This window comes from Pseudomonas sp. PDM21 (assembly GCF_014852505.2).
Taxonomy (GTDB): domain Bacteria; phylum Pseudomonadota; class Gammaproteobacteria; order Pseudomonadales; family Pseudomonadaceae; genus Pseudomonas.
The window spans coordinates 4,481,679-4,499,228 of sequence record NZ_CM181223.1; the positions used below are offsets into that span (position 1 = coordinate 4,481,679).

The 17,550-nt window shown below is 65.2% G+C and carries 15 protein-coding genes; 4 read left to right on the plus strand and 11 right to left on the minus strand.

Annotated elements, in window-relative coordinates; all coding sequences use genetic code 11:
* Positions 1-45 precede the first annotated feature (45 nt).
* The 3 genes from IB275_RS20495 to fadB all read right to left on the minus strand — a co-directional run bounded on the left by IB275_RS20495 (position 46) and on the right by fadB (position 3,786).
* Complete coding sequence (locus IB275_RS20495) at positions 46-309, minus strand: DUF1653 domain-containing protein (RefSeq protein WP_045211689.1); 264 nt, start codon at positions 307-309, stop codon at positions 46-48.
* A gap of 123 nt (positions 310-432) precedes the next feature.
* Complete coding sequence (gene fadA / locus IB275_RS20500; RefSeq protein ID WP_081519444.1) at positions 433-1,608, minus strand: acetyl-CoA C-acyltransferase FadA; 1,176 nt, start codon at positions 1,606-1,608, stop codon at positions 433-435.
* Between the two features lie 30 nt (positions 1,609-1,638).
* Complete coding sequence (fadB, locus tag IB275_RS20505) at positions 1,639-3,786, minus strand: fatty acid oxidation complex subunit alpha FadB (RefSeq protein ID WP_192290755.1); 2,148 nt, start codon at positions 3,784-3,786, stop codon at positions 1,639-1,641.
* A gap of 474 nt (positions 3,787-4,260) precedes the next feature.
* Here fadB and IB275_RS20510 point away from each other — a divergent pair, with 474 nt between their 5' ends.
* Complete coding sequence (locus IB275_RS20510) at positions 4,261-5,067, plus strand: hypothetical protein (RefSeq protein WP_192290758.1); 807 nt, start codon at positions 4,261-4,263, stop codon at positions 5,065-5,067.
* Positions 5,068-5,072: 5 nt separating this feature from the next.
* On the opposite strand, the gene IB275_RS20515 is transcribed toward IB275_RS20510, so the two are convergent.
* Positions 5,073-5,507 (minus strand): hypothetical protein, encoded by a 435-nt coding sequence (locus IB275_RS20515; protein ID WP_151187750.1) that lies wholly within the window; start codon positions 5,505-5,507, stop codon positions 5,073-5,075.
* A gap of 81 nt (positions 5,508-5,588) precedes the next feature.
* Between IB275_RS20515 and IB275_RS20520 the strand changes: the two genes are divergently transcribed.
* The gene (locus IB275_RS20520) at positions 5,589-6,029 is read left to right on the plus strand and encodes a universal stress protein (protein WP_024766849.1); all 441 of its coding nucleotides are present in this window, start codon (positions 5,589-5,591) and stop codon (positions 6,027-6,029) included.
* A 45-nt stretch (positions 6,030-6,074) separates the two neighbouring features.
* Here the strand turns inward: IB275_RS20520 and IB275_RS20525 are convergent, their stop codons facing one another.
* Both IB275_RS20525 and IB275_RS20530 read right to left on the minus strand, forming a co-directional pair.
* Positions 6,075-6,761 carry a DUF6901 family protein gene (locus IB275_RS20525; RefSeq protein ID WP_151187751.1) on the minus strand — a complete coding sequence of 229 codons (687 nt, stop codon included), beginning with the start codon at positions 6,759-6,761 and terminating at the stop codon, positions 6,075-6,077.
* Positions 6,762-6,823: 62 nt separating this feature from the next.
* Positions 6,824-8,740: an ATP-binding cassette domain-containing protein gene (locus IB275_RS20530; RefSeq protein WP_192290760.1), complete on the minus strand. Its 1,917-nt coding sequence runs from the start codon at positions 8,738-8,740 to the stop codon at positions 6,824-6,826.
* Positions 8,741-8,950: 210 nt separating this feature from the next.
* Between IB275_RS20530 and IB275_RS20535 the strand changes: the two genes are divergently transcribed.
* Positions 8,951-10,876, plus strand: a complete 1,926-nt coding sequence (locus tag IB275_RS20535) for a transglycosylase SLT domain-containing protein (protein ID WP_192290762.1) — start codon at positions 8,951-8,953, stop codon at positions 10,874-10,876.
* Positions 10,877-10,937: 61 nt separating this feature from the next.
* Complete coding sequence (locus IB275_RS20540; protein WP_151187753.1) at positions 10,938-11,318, plus strand: lysozyme inhibitor LprI family protein; 381 nt, start codon at positions 10,938-10,940, stop codon at positions 11,316-11,318.
* A gap of 45 nt (positions 11,319-11,363) precedes the next feature.
* Here the strand turns inward: IB275_RS20540 and IB275_RS20545 are convergent, their stop codons facing one another.
* The 5 genes from IB275_RS20545 to IB275_RS20565 form a co-directional block, all read right to left on the minus strand.
* Entirely contained in the window at positions 11,364-12,173 is an 810-nt protein-coding gene (locus IB275_RS20545) for an MOSC domain-containing protein (RefSeq protein ID WP_192224270.1), read from the minus strand.
* A 170-nt stretch (positions 12,174-12,343) separates the two neighbouring features.
* Entirely contained in the window at positions 12,344-13,273 is a 930-nt protein-coding gene (locus IB275_RS20550) for a chemotaxis protein CheV (protein ID WP_138214953.1), read from the minus strand.
* Between the two features lie 113 nt (positions 13,274-13,386).
* On the minus strand, positions 13,387-14,307 hold the full coding sequence (gene yegS / locus IB275_RS20555; RefSeq protein WP_192290764.1) for a lipid kinase YegS: 921 nt from the start codon (positions 14,305-14,307) through the stop codon (positions 13,387-13,389).
* A gap of 79 nt (positions 14,308-14,386) precedes the next feature.
* Entirely contained in the window at positions 14,387-15,946 is a 1,560-nt protein-coding gene (locus tag IB275_RS20560; protein ID WP_192290766.1) for an FGGY-family carbohydrate kinase, read from the minus strand.
* A 26-nt stretch (positions 15,947-15,972) separates the two neighbouring features.
* The gene (locus tag IB275_RS20565; protein ID WP_192290768.1) at positions 15,973-17,547 is read right to left on the minus strand and encodes a glycerol-3-phosphate dehydrogenase/oxidase; all 1,575 of its coding nucleotides are present in this window, start codon (positions 17,545-17,547) and stop codon (positions 15,973-15,975) included.
* Positions 17,548-17,550 lie beyond the last annotated feature (3 nt).

Genomic DNA, 17,550 nt, shown 5'->3' on the forward strand with positions numbered 1-17,550 from the left:
GAGCTAGGAGCGGCACCGCTATATATAGTGGCGGTCGCGCCAAGGTCAAGCTTGGGTTTCGCCGGACGGGCCGGTCTGAAGACCCAGCGGATCGTTTTCGGCGCTCACCAGAGCGAAGCGCGGAACGTTCTCGCCATTCACTTCCACCGCCTCGGTGAACATGCTCAGCGGGCGTACCCAGAGGCCGAATTCGCCGTACAGCGCCTGGTAGATCACCAGCTCTTCCTCGGTCTCCGAGTGCCTGGCGACGCCGAGAACGCGGTACTGCTGTCCCTTGTAATGTCGATACAGTCCGGGCTGCAAGTGCATGTCGGTTCTCCCTCGGCCGGCCAAAAGGCGGCGATTGTGCTCATTGCGCGGCCGTCGGGCAATCCCCGCCCGACAAAAACGAAAGCCGGGGCACAAGGCCCCGGCTCTCCCATCGACGAAAGCTTAGACGCGTTCGAAGACGGTGGTGATGCCCTGACCGAGGCCCACGCACATGGTGGACACGCCCAAGGTGCCACTGTTCTGCTTCATCACGTTCAGCAGGGTGCCGGAGATACGCGCACCGGAGCAGCCGAACGGGTGACCCAGGGCGATGGCGCCGCCGTGCAGGTTGACCTTCTCTTCCATCTTGTCGAGGATCTTGAGGTCCTTCAGCACCGGCAGGGCCTGTGCGGCAAAGGCTTCGTTGAGCTCGAAGAAGTCGATGTCGTTGATGGTCAGGCCGGCGCGCTTGAGCGCCTTGTTGGTCGACGGAACCGGGCCGTAGCCCATGATCGCCGGATCAACGCCCGCCACAGCCATGGCGCGAACCACGGCCATCGGCTGCACGCCGAGGTCCTGGGCGCGCTGGGCGCTCATGACGATCATACAGGAAGCGCCGTCAGTGATCTGCGAGGAAGTACCCGCCGTCACGGTGCCGCCCTTCGGGTTGAAGGCCGGCTTCAGGGCCGCCAGGCTTTCCAGGGTGGTTTCCGGACGGATGGTTTCGTCGAAGTCAAAGACCTTCAGGAAGCCGTTCTCGTCGTAACCTTCCATCGGGATGATTTCGTCTTTGAACTTGCCTTCCTGAGTCGCTTTCCAGGCCAGCTGGTGCGAACGCACGCCGAACTTGTCCTGCGCCTCGCGGGTGATGCCGTGCATCTTGCCCAGCATTTCGGCGGTCAGGCCCATCATGCCCGACGCCTTGGCGGCGTACAGGGACATGTGCGGGTTCGGGTCGACACCGTGCATCATGCCGACGTGGCCCATGTGCTCCACGCCGCCGATGACGAAGACGTCACCGTTGCCGGTCTGGATCGCCTGCACGGCAGTGTGCAGGGCGCTCATGGACGAGCCGCACAGGCGGCTGACGGTCTGGCCGGCGCTGGTGTGCGGGATCTGGGTCATCAGCGACGCCATGCGTGCGATGTTCCAGCCCTGCTCCAGGGTCTGGTTCACGCAACCCCAGATCACGTCCTCGACTTCCGCCGGGTCGATCTTCGGGTTGCGCTCCAGGAGCTTGCTGATCAGGTGCGCGGACATGTTCTCCGCGCGGGTGTTGCGGTGCATGCCACCCTTCGAACGGCCCATCGGGGTGCGGCCGAAGTCGACAATGACGGCGTCTCTCGGATTCAGGCTCATAAATTCACTCTCGCTCTATTCGTTGCGCACTCAACCGAAGAACTTCTGGCCGTTCTTGGCCATTTCACGCAGCTTCGCGGTCGGGTGGTACAGCGCACCCAGGTCGGCGTACTTGTCGGCCAGTGCGACGAATTCGGCCACACCGATGGAGTCGATGTAACGCAGGGCACCGCCACGGAAGGGAGGGAAGCCGATGCCATAGATCAGGCCCATGTCGGCCTCGGCAGCGGTTTCGACGATGCCGTCTTCCAGGCAACGCACGGTTTCCAGGCACAGCGGGATCATCATGAAGTTGATGATGTCCTCGTCGGTCAGCTCGCGCTGCTCGGTGACGATGGACTTCAGCAGCTCATAAGCCTGCGGATCGGTGACTTTCTTCGGCTTGCCGCGCTTGTCGGTCTCATAGGCGTAGAAGCCCTTGCCGTTCTTCTGGCCCAGGCGGTTGGCGTCATACATCACGTCAACGGCAGTCTTGCCTTCCACGGCCATGCGGTCCGGGAAGCCTTCAGCCATCACGTCACGGCCGTGGTGGCCGGTGTCGATGCCGACCACGTCGGACAGGTAGGCCGGGCCCATGGGCCAGCCGAACTTCTCCATGATCTTGTCGATGCGCACGAAGTCCACGCCGAAGCCCAGCAGCTTGGAGAAGCCGCCGAAGTACGGGAACAGCACGCGGTTGACCAGGAAGCCGGGGCAGTCATTCACCACGATGGGGTTCTTGCCCATCTTCTTGGCGTAGGCCACGGTGGTGGCCACGGCGACGTCGCTGGACTTCTCGCCGCGGATGACTTCGACCAGGGGCATCATGTGCACCGGGTTGAAGAAGTGCATGCCGACGAAGTTTTCCGGACGCTTGAGCGCCTTGGCCAGCAGGTTGATGGAGATGGTGGAGGTGTTCGACGCGAGAACCGCATCTTCCTTCACTACGCCTTCAACTTCGGCCAGAACGATCTGCTTGACCTTCGGATTCTCGACCACGGCTTCGACGACGATGTCGACGTTGCCGAAGTCGCCGTAGGACATGGTCGGGCGAATGGCGTTCAGGGCCTCGGCCATCTTGGCCGGGGTCATGCGGCCTTTTTCGACGCGCTTGCCCAGCAGCTTCGAGGCCTCGTTCAGACCCATCTGGATACCCTCTTCGCGGATATCCTTCATCAGGATCGGAGTGCCCTTGGAAGCGGACTGGTAGGCGATGCCGCCACCCATGATGCCGGCGCCCAGTACGGCGGCCAGTTTCACGTCTTTGGCGATCTCGTCGTACTGCTTGGCCTTCTTCTTCAGGTCCTGGTCGTTGAGGAACAGGCCGATCAGGCTCTGCGCAACCGAGGTCTTGGCCAGCTTCACGAAGCCCTGGGCTTCGATTTCCAGCGCCTTGTCACGACCGAAGTTGGCGGCTTTCTGGATCGACTTGATCGCTTCGACCGGAGCCGGGTAGTTCGGGCCGGCCTGGCCTGCGACGAAGCCCTTGGCGGTTTCGAAGGCCATCATCTGCTCGATGGCGTTCAGCTTGAGCTTTTCCAGCTTCGGCTGACGGCGGGCCTTGTGGTCCAGCTCGCCAGCGATGGCGCGCTTGACCAGGTCCAGGGCGGCGGCTTGCAGCTGCTCCGGAGCCACAACGGCGTCGACGGCGCCGACTTTCAGCGCGTCTTCAGCACGGTTTTCCTTGCCCGAGGCGATCCACTCGACGGCGTTGTCGCAACCGATGACGCGCGGCAGGCGAACGGTGCCGCCGAAGCCCGGGTAGATGCCCAGCTTCACTTCCGGCAGGCCGACCTTGGCGGTGGCGCTCATGACACGGAAGTCGGCAGCCAGGCACATTTCCAGACCGCCGCCCAGGGCGATGCCGTTGATCGCGGCTACGGTCGGAACGTTCAGGTCTTCGAAGTCGCTGAAGATCTTGTTGGCTTCGAGGTTGCCGGCCAGCAGCTCTTCGTCAGGCAGCTTGAAGTTGTCGACGAACTCGGTGATGTCGGCGCCGACGATGAACACGCCCTTGCCGCTGGTCACGATCACGCCCTTGACGGACGCATCGGCCTTGATGGTATCGACTGCTTGACGCAGTTCATTCAGGGTGAGTCGGTTGAACTTGTTGACGGACTCGCCCTTGAGGTCGAAATTCAGTTCGACGATGCCGCTCTCAAGAGCCTTAACCGTGATGGCTTTACCTTGGTAAATCATCAACTGATCTCCACGCTAGGGAAGCTTGAAATCACACGTCGGACACCGTGTATCGGGACCGTTCGGCAGTGCCGAGGTTAGTCCCAAAGCTTGCGGCACACCCGCCGACGCGATAGCCGGGGCGTTATGTTGGATCCTTCGCACGTGGCAAACGATCGATTCATACGCCCGTTTGATTTGGGTGCGCCCACCTTCTAGCAAAAGCCAATGCTTGTCAATCGGCGAGACGTAACAGTCGCAAAGCGGCCGGGGCGTCTGGGCCGGAGCATTCAGCGCAACCCTGATGAGCTATTCACCACGCCTATCGTGACAATTGCTACCTGGCACCGACGTCCCGACAGCCACTGTTCAAACCCCATGGCCCGCGCTAGAGTCGGGCGCAATGGCGATCTGCCTTCTGCCAACGCCGGCAGACGCCTGGAACCTGTGGAATACAAAACAACAAGAAGCCCATGGCTCCAAGGAGTTGGAACGATGCCCAGCCGTCCGCTAGTGCGTCTGCTGTCTGCGCTCGCGCTCACCGCCCTGCCCCTCATCGCTGCCGCCGACGCCGCCAGCGACCTGCTCAATGTCCACCAGACGCGCCTCGCCGCCCAGCGCAGCCTCGGCGACTTCTTCATGTTCAATGCGATGGAGGGCGACCAGAAGTACGCCAGGATGGTCGAGGCCTCGTCTCAGAGCGCCACCGATGCCCTGGGCAAGCTCGGGGAAATGCCCGGCAACGAATCGAAGAAGCTCAAGAGCGAGCTGCAGGACGAATGGAAGGCCTATGCGACCCAGTTGCACACGCTCACCGGCGCGCTGGACAAGAGCGGCTACACCGACCTGCAACCGGTGGCTGACCTCGCGGCGCAGAACCGCAAGCTGCTGGACACCGCAGAGCAGCTCTACGCGAAAATCCAGGAGGAAAGCGGCAGCAGGGTCCCGCCGCTGACCCAGCAGACCCGAGAGCAGAGCCTGCTGATGCAGGACATTGCGGTGGACTACGCCTCGCGCAACGCCTCGGTGGGCGCCAGTTTCTTCGGCGGCGGCGAGGAGCGTCCGCTGGACGACCTCGCCAACCGCTTCGCGATCAACCTGGTGAAGCTGCAGCAGGCGCCGCAGACCACGCCGGAGATCGGCCAGGAGCTACGCGGCGTGGCAATCAAGTGGCGCTACATCGAGAAATCGCTGCAGAACTACAACCAGAACAGCGTGCCCTTCCTGATCAACAAGTACTCCGACCGCATCATCGAAGACCTGGAGAAAGTCTCCGGTCTGTATGCCGCGCAGCAGAGCTGATCGCCTCAGGCATGCTGTTTAACGAAGCTGGCGACCCGCTCGAGGTCGCTGCTGTCGCCCCGCTCGCCCCAGTACAGCGCGAGGAACTGGGGTGTCGCCTCGACCTTGTAGACATCCTTTGGCAGGCTGGCCAGCGCCTGGGCCAGCTCGGCAGGGGCGCTCGCCTCGCGCCAGCGATCCAGCCAGACGCCCGGCTCGCTCTGCCAGTAGCACCAGACGTCGCGGTTCTTCCCGCGAGCGCGGTGGTACTGCGCACACTGGCGCGGTGGCTGCCGCTCCAGCCAGTGAGGCCACTCCTGCTGCGCCATCTGCATGGCCAGGCCCAGGCGTCGCGCCTGCAGGCGCAGGTCCATCTGCCCGCGCTGGCCGCGCGAAGGGATCAGCCAGGTCAGCGGGCTGAGCACCAATGCAATGAGCAGGATTACCATCCACGTGGTCATATCGGTTATACCGGTCAAACAGGTCAAGCACGGCCATTGGGGCCATACTGATTAATAACGAGTCCCCCGGAGGAGACGCTCATGCCCTACCAACACATTCTGGTCGCCGTCGACCTTACCGAAGAATGCGATCCGGTGATGAAGCGGGCGGTCGCACTAGCCAAGGCCAACGATGCCCGGCTCTCGGCGGTGCATGTGGTCGAGCCCATGGCCATGGCCTTCGGCGGCGACGTGCCGATGGACCTGTCGATGCTGCAACAGCAGCAATTCGACCAGGCCAAGGAACGCCTGCACCAGTTCACCCTCACCTACGCCGAAATCACCAGCTCCCAGTGCCACTTGGTCTACGGCCAGCCGCGCCAGGAAATCCACCGCCTCGCCGATGAGCAGGACTGCGACCTGATCGTCGTCGGCAGCCACGGCCGCCACGGGCTCGCCCTGCTGCTGGGCTCCACCGCCAACGACGTGCTGCACGGTGCGCCCTGCGACGTCCTCGCCGTGCGCCTGCAGAAAACCAGCTGAGCCAACCCGAGTAGACGGGGCGGGCCCTGCGGGGCCCGCTTCGCTTCAGGCCCCGAGCATGTCCCCGCTCATCAGCAGCGGCCGCACCTTCTGCAACTGCGCTTCCAGCGAATAGCTCATGCTCGACGCCATGGAGAAGAAGCTGAGGAAAGCCTTCAGGTTCGAGTCACCGTCGCAGGTCTCGTGAATCCGCTGCCAGAACGCCTGGTTCACCAACTGCAACTGCTGGAACTGCTTCACCAGCCCCTTCAATTCCCAATCCGCATGCCGCCCTTCACGGAAGTTGAAGTACTGGCGCATCAGGTACAGCGACACCGCGCGCAGGATGAACTCCTGGTTGCTGGCGAACGGCAGGTGCTGCTGCGCCATCGGCTTGAGCTTGCCCAGCAGCGGGCAGGCACTGGTGGCCATGATCACCCCGAGCAGCGCGCGCAGGCCCTCTTCCAGCCCCGCGTGCTTGATGTACTCGCGCTCCGGCGTGCGGACCTGCACAGAGACCTTCTTGAAGGCCGGCAAACCACGGAAATCCTCGATCACCCGGTGCAGGTCCACCGCCGCCGGGCAGTGGCTGTACTGCGCCGGGTTCAGCGGGCAGTTGCTGCAACGGTTGTTCTCCAGGCGCGTCCAACGCGGGGTCTGGGCGGCTATCTCGGCGTCGTACTGGCGCTCCAGCTCGATGCGGTAACTGAACTCGTGCTCATCATCCAGGGTGATGCGGTACTCGATTGCCATTCGGCCATCCCTAACAGTCTTTGATCAGCGCTACGCACGGGCACATCACCTGACCGAACGGATCACTCTTCCAGTTCGGCCCAGCGTTCGATCAGTTGGTCCAGCTCCCCTTGCAGCGACCCCAGGCGATCCAGAACAGCCTGCGCCTCGCTCGGCGGACGCTGGTAGAAATTCGGCGCCGCAGTTTCTGCCTGCAGCGCGGCCATTTCTGCCTCCAGAGCGTCGATCTGCCCGGGAATGGCCTCCAGCTCGCGCTGCAGCTTGTAGCTCAGTTTCTTCTTCGGCGCCGCCGCTTCCACCGCAGCAGCAGGTGCGGCAGCAGGCTCTTCGGCGACAGGTGCGGCAGCGGGCTTGTCGCCCTTCTCCTCACCCACGCCGAGCAACTTGGGCGATCCGCCCTGACGCAGCCAGTCCTGGTAGCCACCGACGAATTCGCGCACGCGCCCCTCGCCTTCGAACACCAGGGTGCTGGTCACCACGTTGTCGAGGAAGGCCCGGTCGTGGCTGACCATCAGTACGGTGCCATCGAAGGTCAGCAGCACCTCTTCCAGCAGTTCCAGGGTTTCCACGTCCAGGTCGTTGGTCGGTTCGTCCAGCACCAGCAGGTTGGCCGGCTTGCTGAACAGTTTCGCCAGCAACAGGCGTGCCCGTTCGCCACCGGAAAGCGCCTTCACCGGGGTGCGGGCGCGCTGCGGGGAGAACAGGAAGTCGCCCAGGTAGCTGAGGACGTGGCGATTCTGCCCGTTGATCGTGATGAATTCGCGACCTTCGGAAATGTTGTCGATGACGGTCTTTTCCGGCTCCAGCTGGTGACGCAGCTGGTCGAAATAAGCCACTTCCAGTCGGGTGCCCTCCTTGACGCTGCCCGAAGTCGGCTGCAGGTCGCCCAGCAGCAGCTTGAGCAGCGTGGTCTTGCCGGTACCGTTGGCGCCGAGCAGGCCGATACGGTCGCCGCGCTGCAGCACCAGGGAGAAATCACGGATCAGCGCCGGGCCGCCCGGGTGGGCGAAGCCGGCCTTCTCAACGACGATCACCTGCTTGCCCGACTTCTCGGCCGTCTCCATCTGGAAGCTGGCCTTGCCCTGACGCTCGCGGCGTTCGGCGCGTTCATTGCGCATCGCCTTCAGCGCGCGCACGCGGCCTTCGTTACGGGTACGGCGGGCTTTGATGCCCTGGCGAATCCACACTTCCTCCTGGGCCAGGCGCTTGTCGAACAGTGCGTTAGCCGCCTCTTCCGCCGCCAGCTCCTGCTCTTTGTGGACGAGGAAGCTGGCGTAGTCGCCGTTCCAGTCGATCAGGTGGCCGCGGTCCAGCTCGAGGATGCGGGTCGCCACGGCCTGCAGGAAGGAGCGGTCGTGGGTGATGAACAGCACGGCGCCAGGGAAGTCCGCCAGGGCGTTTTCCAGCCAGGCGATGGCGCCGATGTCCAGGTGGTTGGTCGGCTCGTCCAGCAGCAGCAGGTCAGGCTCGGCCACCAGCGCCTGGGCCAGCAGCACGCGGCGGCGCCAGCCGCCGGAGAGTTCGGCGAGGGTCTTGTCGGCCGGCAGCTGCAGGCGGCTCAGGGTGGTGTCCACCAATTGCCCCAGGCGCCAGCCATCGCGGGCTTCGAGGTCCTGCTGGACTCGCGCCAGCTTGTTCAGATCCTCTTCGCTTTCGATGTGCATGCTCAGGTGGTGGTACTGCGCCAGCAGCTCACCGACTTCGGCCAGGCCTTCGGCGACCACGTCGTAGACGGTGCGGTCGTCGGCGCGCGGCAGTTCCTGCGGCAGCTCGCCGATCTTCAGCGAGGGGGCGCGCCAGATATCGCCGTCATCGGGCTTCTGCTCGCCCTTGACCAGCTTGAGCATGCTCGACTTGCCGGTGCCGTTGCGGCCAATGATGCAGACCCGCTCACCGCGAGCGATCTGCCAGGACACCTTATCCAGCAGCGGAGTGGTGCCGAAGGCGAGGGACACGTCGGTTAACTTGAGCAGGGTCATGAGGGCATCTTCCGTAAAACAGGGCGCGCAGTTTAAGGGAAAGCGCGGAAAAGTCAGAGGGGGGCGGACAAAGTGCAGGGGCGAGACATTCGTCCGCCTTTGAGCCAGGCAGCCCTGGTGGCGCTTTCACCCCCCGCGCGCAACAGGCTAAGCTACCCGGCAGCGGGCGCGCGCCATCCAGCGCCCACCGATCATCTTCCCGGAAGAGCCATGCGCGGTCGCCTTTTCTCACTGTTTTCCTGCCTGATCCTCAGCCTGTCCGCTTCGACAGCCAACGCAGCGTCCCTGCCCCAGCAGCGCCAGATGTACGACGAGGCGCAGAAGGCCCTGGCGCGCGGCGACAGCGGCCCGTACTTCAGCTACCAATCGGCACTGGCCGATTATCCGCTGCAGCCGTACCTGGCCTACGACGAGCTGACCAACCGTCTGAAAAGCGCCAGCAACGCCGAGATCGAGCGCTTCATCGAACAGCACGGCGACCTGCCGCAGATCAACTGGCTGAAGCTGCGCTGGATGCGCCAACTGGCCGATCGCGGCGACTGGAACACCTTCGTCCGCTATTACGACCCGAAGATGAACTTCACCGAGCTGGACTGCCTCTACGGCCAGTACCAGCTGGGCCACGGCAACAAAGCCGACGGCTACGCCACCGCCGAGAAGCTCTGGCTGGTCGGCAAGCCGCAGCCTGATGCCTGCGACACCACTTTCGCCCTGTGGCAGGCCGACGGCCAGCTCACCGAGGAAAAGGTCTGGAAACGCCTGAAGCTGGCTGCCGAGAAAGGCAACTACAGCCTCGCCACCGTGCTCTCCAAGCGCCTGCCGACCCTCGGCAGCCAGGGCGCGCTGATGGTCAACGTCGCGCAGAATCCTGCGCAACTGAGCCAGACCACCCGCTTCGGCGCCCGTGACCACGCCACCGCCGACGTCGTCGGTCTGGGCCTGCGCCGCCTGGCCAAGCAGGACCCGGAAAAGGCCATCAGCCTGCTCGACTACTACAGCTCGGTGCTGCCCTTCTCCAGCGACGAGAAAGTCTCCATCGCCCGCGAGATCGGCCTGAGCCTGGCGCGCCGCTATGACCCGCGCGCGCTGCCGATGATGGTCAAGTACGACCCGCAACTGCGCGACGACACCGTCACCGAATGGCGCCTGCGTCTGCTGCTGCGCCTGGGCCGCTGGGAAGAAGCCTACGAACTGACCCGCGCCCTGCCGCCGTCGCTGGCCGAGACCAATCGCTGGAAATACTGGCAGGCTCGCTCGCTGCAACTGGCGCAGCCGCAGAACAAGCAGGCCATCAGTCTGTACCAGCCAGTGGCCGGGGAGCGTGATTTCTACGGCTTCCTCGCCGCCGACCGGATCAACGCCCCCTACCAGCTGAACAATCGACCTGTTTCGCCCGATGCCGGGACGATGCAGCGCGTGCGCAACGCACCGAGCACCCGCCGCGCCCTGGAGTTCTACGCCCGCGGCGAGATCATCAACGCCCGCCGCGAGTGGTACCACGCGGCCCGCCACCTGAGCCACGACGAACTGCTGGCCCAGGCGAAGATCGCCTACGACATGCAGTGGTACTTCCCGGCTATCCGCGCGATCAGCCAGGCGAAGTACTGGGACGACCTCGATATCCGCTTCCCCATGGCCTACCGCAACACCCTGGTGCGCGAGGCGCGCAATCGCGGCCTGCACTCCAGCTGGGTGTTCGCCATCACCCGCCAGGAAAGCGCCTTCATGTCCGATGCGCGCTCCGGCGTCGGTGCCACCGGGCTGATGCAGCTGATGCCGGCCACCGCCAAGGAAACCTCGCGCAAGTTCGGCATCCCGCTGGCCTCGCCGCAGCAGCTGATCGTGCCGGACGTGAACATCCAGCTGGGCGCCGCCTACCTGAGCCAGGTACACGGCCAGTTCAACGGCAACCGCGTGCTCGCCACCGCCGCCTACAACGCCGGCCCCGGCCGTGTGCGCCAATGGCTGAAGGATGCGCGTCACCTGGCTTTCGACGTCTGGGTCGAGACCATTCCGTTCGACGAGACGCGCTCCTATGTGCAGAACGTGCTGTCCTACGCAGTGATCTACGGGCAGAAGCTCAACGCGCCGCAGCCCATCGTCGACTGGCACGAACGCTTCTTCGACGAACTCTGATCCACTCTTCCGCCCGGCACCCGCCGGGCGGTCTTCATCCCCTCAAGGAAAAGGAAATTCCATGCGCCAGTCGCTCCTCTCCCTCACCGTCCTGGCCGCCGGCCTGCTCAGTGCCGACCTGGCCCTCGCCGCCTGCGAGAAGCCGCGCAACGCCTTCGACAGCGTGTACTGCCTGAGCACCGAATACGCCCAGGTGGACCGCGAGCTGAACAATGAATTCGGCACCCTGCGCAAGATGCTCAACGACGGCCAGAAGGCCGCACTGAAGAAGAGCCAGATCGCCTGGATCAAGGACCGCGACGCCCAGTGCAGCTACGAGCGCGACGGCGGCTACTTCGTCAACCTGCAGTGCGCCGTGGACAAGACCAACGAGCGCCTGGTCGTGCTGCGCGAGCGTGAGCGCGAATGCCAGAGCACCGGTTGCGTCGACAGCAAGCTGTAAATTCCGCATCATCCGGCGCGCCCGCTCGGGCGCGCCACTTCAGCGTTACTCCAGCACTTCCACTGGCATGCCCAGTTTCAGCTCGCCGCGGTTCTCCGCCAGCAGGTTCTGGCCGAACAGGGCTTCGCCATTGACGTTGCGATAACCCAGCAGGGTTGCCAGCGGCTCACGGGCAGCGTCGCGCTCGCCGGTGTGCGGATCGATGGTGGTGAGGATGCAGCGCGAGCAGGGCTTGGCCACCTTGAAGGTGACATCGCCGATGCGGATGCGTTTCCAGCCGTCTTCGGCGAAGGGTTCGGCGCCGGTGACCACCAGGTTCGGGCGGAAGCGCAGCATCTCCAGCGGGCGACCGACCTTGGCCGACAAATCATCCAGCGAACCCTGGCCGATCAGCAGCAGCGGGAAGCCATCGGCGAAGTGCACGTGCTCACCGGGCTCCGCGTAGGCGGTATCCACCTGGCGCGCGCGCTGCTCGGGCATCTGCACCAGGCGCACGTCGCGGCCGAGGAAGCTGCTCAGCCACTGTGCCGCCTCATCGCCAGCGTCCGGCACTTGCAGCATGTCGCGCCAGATCAGCACGCCGCGCAGGTTGGCGTCGCTTTCAGGCACTGACACGAAGATATCTTGCGCTCCCGGCGCACGCAGGCGCAGACCATGGAAGTCATCCTGCCAGCGCGCCTCGATGCGCCCCATCTGCGGCAGCAGGCGCTGGGTCAGGAAGCGGCCGTTGGACGCCTCCACCACCATCCAGCGTCGATCCCCTTCCAGGCCCAGGGCGTCCAGGCGGACAGATTCCAGGGGCTCGTAGGCGGTGGACTTGACCGGGTAGCGGTAGAGCTCGCTCAGGCTGTACATCGGAAGCTTCCTTTCATGCAGGCGGAAGCGACCTTATACGGTGTGGGATGCGCATCTAGCAATGGGTGAGAACACCTGTAGGGGGAGCTTGCTGGCGAACGCTTTTCGCCTGACATATCGGCATCAGGCGGTTCGCGAGCAAGCTCGCTCCTGCACAGAAAGGGCGGGGATCAGGCAGGGACTTTCTGCAGCCGACGACGCACCACTTCCACCAGCTGGTCCGGCTGGAATTTGGAAAGGAAGTCGTCGCAGCCGACCTTCTTCACCATGGCATCGTTGAAACTGCCCGACAGCGAGGTGTGCAGCACCACGTAGAGGTCACGCAGGCGCGGGTCGTTGCGGATCTCGGTGGTCAGCCGGTAGCCGTCCATCTCCGGCATCTCCGCGTCGGTGAAAACCATCAGCAGCTTCTCTTCCATGTCGTGGCCTTCGTCGGCCCAGCGCTTGAGCTGATTGAGCGCGCGCAGGCCGTCGGTCGCCACGTTGAGACGCAAGCCGAGCTGGCCAAGCGTGTCGCGCAGCTGGGAAATGGCGACGCTGGAGTCATCCACCACCAGCACTTCGCGGCCACGGGTCTGGCTGAGCAGCTTGTCGTCCAGGCGATCGCTGGAGACGCGGGTATTCATCGGCACGATCTCGGCCAGCACCTTTTCCACGTCGATGATTTCCACCAGGCGGTCTTCCACCTTGGTGATCGCGGTCAGGTAATGCTGGCGGCCGGCGCCACCGGGCGGCGGCTGGATCGACTCCCAGTTGAGATTGAGGATGCGCTCCACCCCACCCACCAGGAAGGCCTGCACCGAGCGGTTGTACTCGGTGACGATGATGGTGCTGTTGGCATCCGGAGTCAGCGCGCGCATGCCGATGGCGCGCGACAGGTCGATCACCGGTAGGGTCTGGCCGCGCAGGTTGATCACCCCGCAGATCATCGGGTGGCGCTGCGGAATCAGAGTCAGGCGCGGCAGCTGCAGCACTTCCTGCACCTTGAACACGTTGATCGCGAACTGCTGCCGCCCGGCCAGGCGGAAGACCAGGATTTCCAGGCGGTTCTCGCCTACCAGTTGGGTGCGTTGATCGACAGTGTCGAGAATACCGGCCATGCCTGCTCCAGATTCGGAATGAGTCGTGCGGGAACGCTATCGGCCGCATCTTGCGGAACAAGATACTGGCCGTGCGCCATCATGCACGACTTGTCCGATCCGGGCCAGACCGATCAGCCCTTCGGCGCGCCGAGCCGCCCAGTGGCCGAGAGCAGCGGCGAATCCGCCGGCAGGTGCATGGAGAGTGCCGCCGGGCGTACCTCGAAGCGCAGCTTGCAGCCCTCCAGGGGTTCTCCGTCGAGGTTGACGTCCAGCCCCTCGCGGGCCTCCACCTCGACCCAGGGCACCCGCGCGCGGATGAACACATCCTGGGTGCCGAAGCCACTGCCGAGCAAGGCACCCAGCGTGCCAACCATATCCTGCGGGGTCGGCAGGATGCTCACGTCCAGCAGCCCATCGTCCGCCGTCGCCTGCGGGCAGAGCACGTGCCCGCCACCTGCCTGCCGCCCGTTGCCGATGCCAAGGGCAAGGAACTCGCCTTCCCAGCTGAAGTCCGGCCCGGTGAATCGCCCCTGCGCCGCGTGCACCTCGGAGAAACGCGTCAGCCCGGTGAGCAGATAGGCCGCGCCGCCGAGCAGCTTCTTCAGGTCTTCCGGGGTGTTGGCCGTGACTTTCGAGCCGAAGCCACCGGTCGCCATGTTGAGGAACATCTGCCCATCCACTTCGCCCAGGTCGATGGGCCGTGCCGGCACGTCCAGCAGCGCCAGCGCGGCAGCCGGTTCCAGCGGCACGCCAGCCGCACGGGCGAAGTCGTTGGCGGTACCCAGCGGCAGGATCGCCAGGCTGGCCTTGCCGCCGGCCTGGGCCAGCGCCTCGGCGACATCGCGCACGGTGCCGTCGCCGCCGCCGGCGATCAGCGTCGTGTAGCCCGCCGCCAGCCCCTCCTCCACCAGCCGCCGAGCGTCGCCGCCCTCCCAGGTCACCCTGACATCCATCAACCGACCCGCCTCGCGCGTGGCCAGCACGGCGGCGCGCACCTCATCGTTGGCGGCTTGCTTGCCATGCAGGATCAGCAGGGCCTTGGGTTGCGTCATGGCGGATTTCCTCCCGGTGAGTCCATCGGATATGGACTCAGACTAGCGCGAGGGGAATTCCTCCCACTTGATTTGCCGCTCAGGCCGGATAGCCGGTGATCTCCCGGATGCTCTGGTACAGCGGCTTGAGCTGCTTGTACATGCGCTGGTAGACCTCGCTGTACAGCCGCTCGTAGGTGCGCTGCGCCTCGGGATTCGGTTGGAAGACATCGCCGACGCGGGTCATGGCGGCGATGGCGCTGGTGAAGTCCGGATAAAGCCCCAGCCCCACCGCGCAATCGATGGCCGCGCCCAGGCCGGATGCCTCGTAGACGTGCGGGCGCTCCGCCGGCAGGCCGAAGATGTCGGCGGTGAGCTGCATCGCCGCGTCGCTCTGCGAACCGCCCCCAGCCACGCGCAGGCGCTGGATGCGGGTGCCGGAGCGCTTCTCGATGCGCTCCTTGCCCTGACGCAGCGCGTAGGCGAGGCCTTCGAGGATGGCGCGGTAGATGTGCGCGCGGGTATGCACGTCGCCGAATCCGATGATCGAGCCCTTGGCTTCCAGCCCCGGCTCGCGGATACCCGGCGTCCAGTAGGGTTGCAGCATCAGGCCCATGGAGCCGGCGGGTACGCTGTTGACCAGTTCGTCGAACAGCTTCTCCGGCTCGACGCCCAGTTCCTGCGCACGCTGCATCTCGCGCAGGCCGAACTCGCGCTTGAACCAGCTGACCATCCAGAAGCCGCGGTAGATCATCACCTCGGTGTTGAAGTGATCGGGAATCGCCGCCGGGTACGGCGGGATCAGCGGGATCGTTTCCAGGTAGCGCGAGCGGGTGGTATTGATGGTCGCGGTGGTGCCGTAGGACAGGCAGGCCACAGTCGGATCGATGGCGCCCGCGCCGAGCACCTCGCAGGCCTTGTCGGCGCCGGCTGCGATCAGCGGCAGGCCTTCGGGAATCCCGGTCAGGCGGCTGGCCTCGGCGGTGATCTCACCGAGCTTCGCGCCGGGCTTGAACAGCTCCGGAAGCTGCTCGCGGCGCACGTCCAGCACCTGCCACTTCCAGTCGCGTGGCGCGGCCCATTGCAGCTTCTTGTAGTCGAACGGCAGGTAGGCAACGCTGCAGGCGACCGAGTCCACGTAGCGTCCGCACAGGCGCTGGGTGAGGAAGCCCGAGAGCAGCAGCACCTTGTGCGTGCGCTGGTGGATGTCCGGCTGCTGCTGGGCGACCCAGTTCACTTCGGCCTGGGTGCGGAAGTAATCCACTGCGCCCTGCGCGCCCACCAGCTTGAACAGCCAGCCCCACGGCCCCTTGATCGACCCTTCCAGTTCGGCGCGGCGCTGGTCCAGCCAGATGATCGCCGGGCGCAAGGCCTGGCCGGCCTGGTCGACGTGGATCACCGTGCCGCGCTGGGTCGTCAGCGAGACGCCACGGATACGGCTGCGGTCAATGTCGACGCTGGCCCACAGGCGTTTGCAGGCCTCGCCCAACTGTTCCCAGTAGTAGTCCGGGTGCTGTTCGGCCCAGCCGGGCTGCGAGGAAAAATAGGCTTCCAGCTCGACCTTGCCCTTGCCCACCAGGTTACCCTGGAGATCGAAGAGCAGCGCGCGCACGCTCTGGGTGCCGTTGTCGATGGCCAGCAGGTAGTTCTTGTTATCCATGGGGCTCTTGGTCAATGAGACGTCGGTCAGTTTGGAAGGCTGTAGCAGCGACGCCACAGCGCCAGATAGTCCTGTTCTTCACATTTCCAGCGCGCGTCGTCCCAGCCCAGGCGTGGCTGGCACAGCGCGCGAATTCTCGGCAGCTCGTGGGCGCCGCCGTCGGCCAGCAGCAGGCCGACGCGGGTACGGCGCAGCAGCAGGTCGTCCAGGTGCAGCACCAGCTCGCCTTCCGCCGCCCAGGCCAGTTCGGCCCAGAGTGAATCGGTATGGCCGATGCATTCGTTGCCCACGGTTTTCAGCACCCGCGCCAGCTCCGGCAATGCGCGACCATGACGACCGCGCAGACGGGTCTGCTGCGGCGGAGTCAGCCCGGGCAGATCGACCGCTTCGACAGGTTCGAAGACCTGTTCTCCCGCCGCCTCCAGCGAGCGCTCCAGCATCGGTGCGCAGGCGGCGAGCACCTCCAGCGCCAGCAGGCGGAAGGTGGTCAGCTTGCCGCCCGCCAGGGTTACGCAGCCGGGCTCGACCCACAGCGCGTGCTCGCGCTTTTCATCCGAGGGCTTGATCGACGGCGCACCATCGCTGACCACCGGGCGCACGCCGGCCCAGGTGGAGCGCACGTCCGCCGCGCTGATATGCGAAGACGGGAACTGCTGCGCACAGGCCGCCAGCAGGTAATCCACTTCCTCGCGGCTGATGGCTGCGTCGTCGTCCAGCGTGTCGCGGTGATCGAGGTCGGTGGTGCCGACCACGGTCGCGCCTTCCCAGGGGAAGACGAACACCGGGCGTTTGTCCTGCCCGTGCATGAAGCTGAAGGCGTGGGCAACCGGCAGGCGCCAGGCCGGCAACAGCAGGTGGCTGCCGCGCAGCGGGCGGATGTGCTCGCTGCCGTGTTTCTGTCGCAGGGCATCGGCCCAGGCGCCAGTGGCCAGCGCCACGGCACGCGCGCGGAAGGTGAAGCGCTCGCCGCTTTCGCTGTCCTCGGCAACCAGCCCCTCGACACGACCGTCGCGGCGATCCAGCTCGATCACTTTCAGGCCGTTCAGCGCTTCGCCGCCTTCAACGCGAGCTTCGCCGAGCACGCGCATCACCAGGCGTGCGTCATCGGTGACTGCGTCCTGGAAGCGCGTGCCGCCCAGCAGGCGATCTTCCCTCAAGCCCGGCGCCAGGTAACGCAGTTCTTCCAGGCGATAGAACAGATGATTGCGCCGCCCCGCCAACGCGTCGTAAAGCGACAGCAGCGTGCCAAACACGCGCGGGCCGGGAAAGCCGCCCTGGTAGTGCGGCATGATGAAGCTCAGCGGATCGACCAGCCCCGGCGCCTCGCCCAGCAGACGCTGGCGCTCGCGCACTGAGTCGCGGGTCAGGCCGAACTGGCCCTTGGCGATGTAGCGCAGGCCGCCATGGACCATCTTCGATGAGCGACTGGAGGTGCCCCAGGCGAAGTCGCGCTGCTCGACCAGCAGGCAGCGCCAGCCGCGCCGCGCGGCTTCACGGAGGATGCCGGCACCGGTGATGCCGCCGCCGACCACGATCAGGTCCCAGTCGCGCTCCGCCAGCTCCGGCAGCGCCTTGGCGCGCCACGTCGCATTCCAGCCCATGGG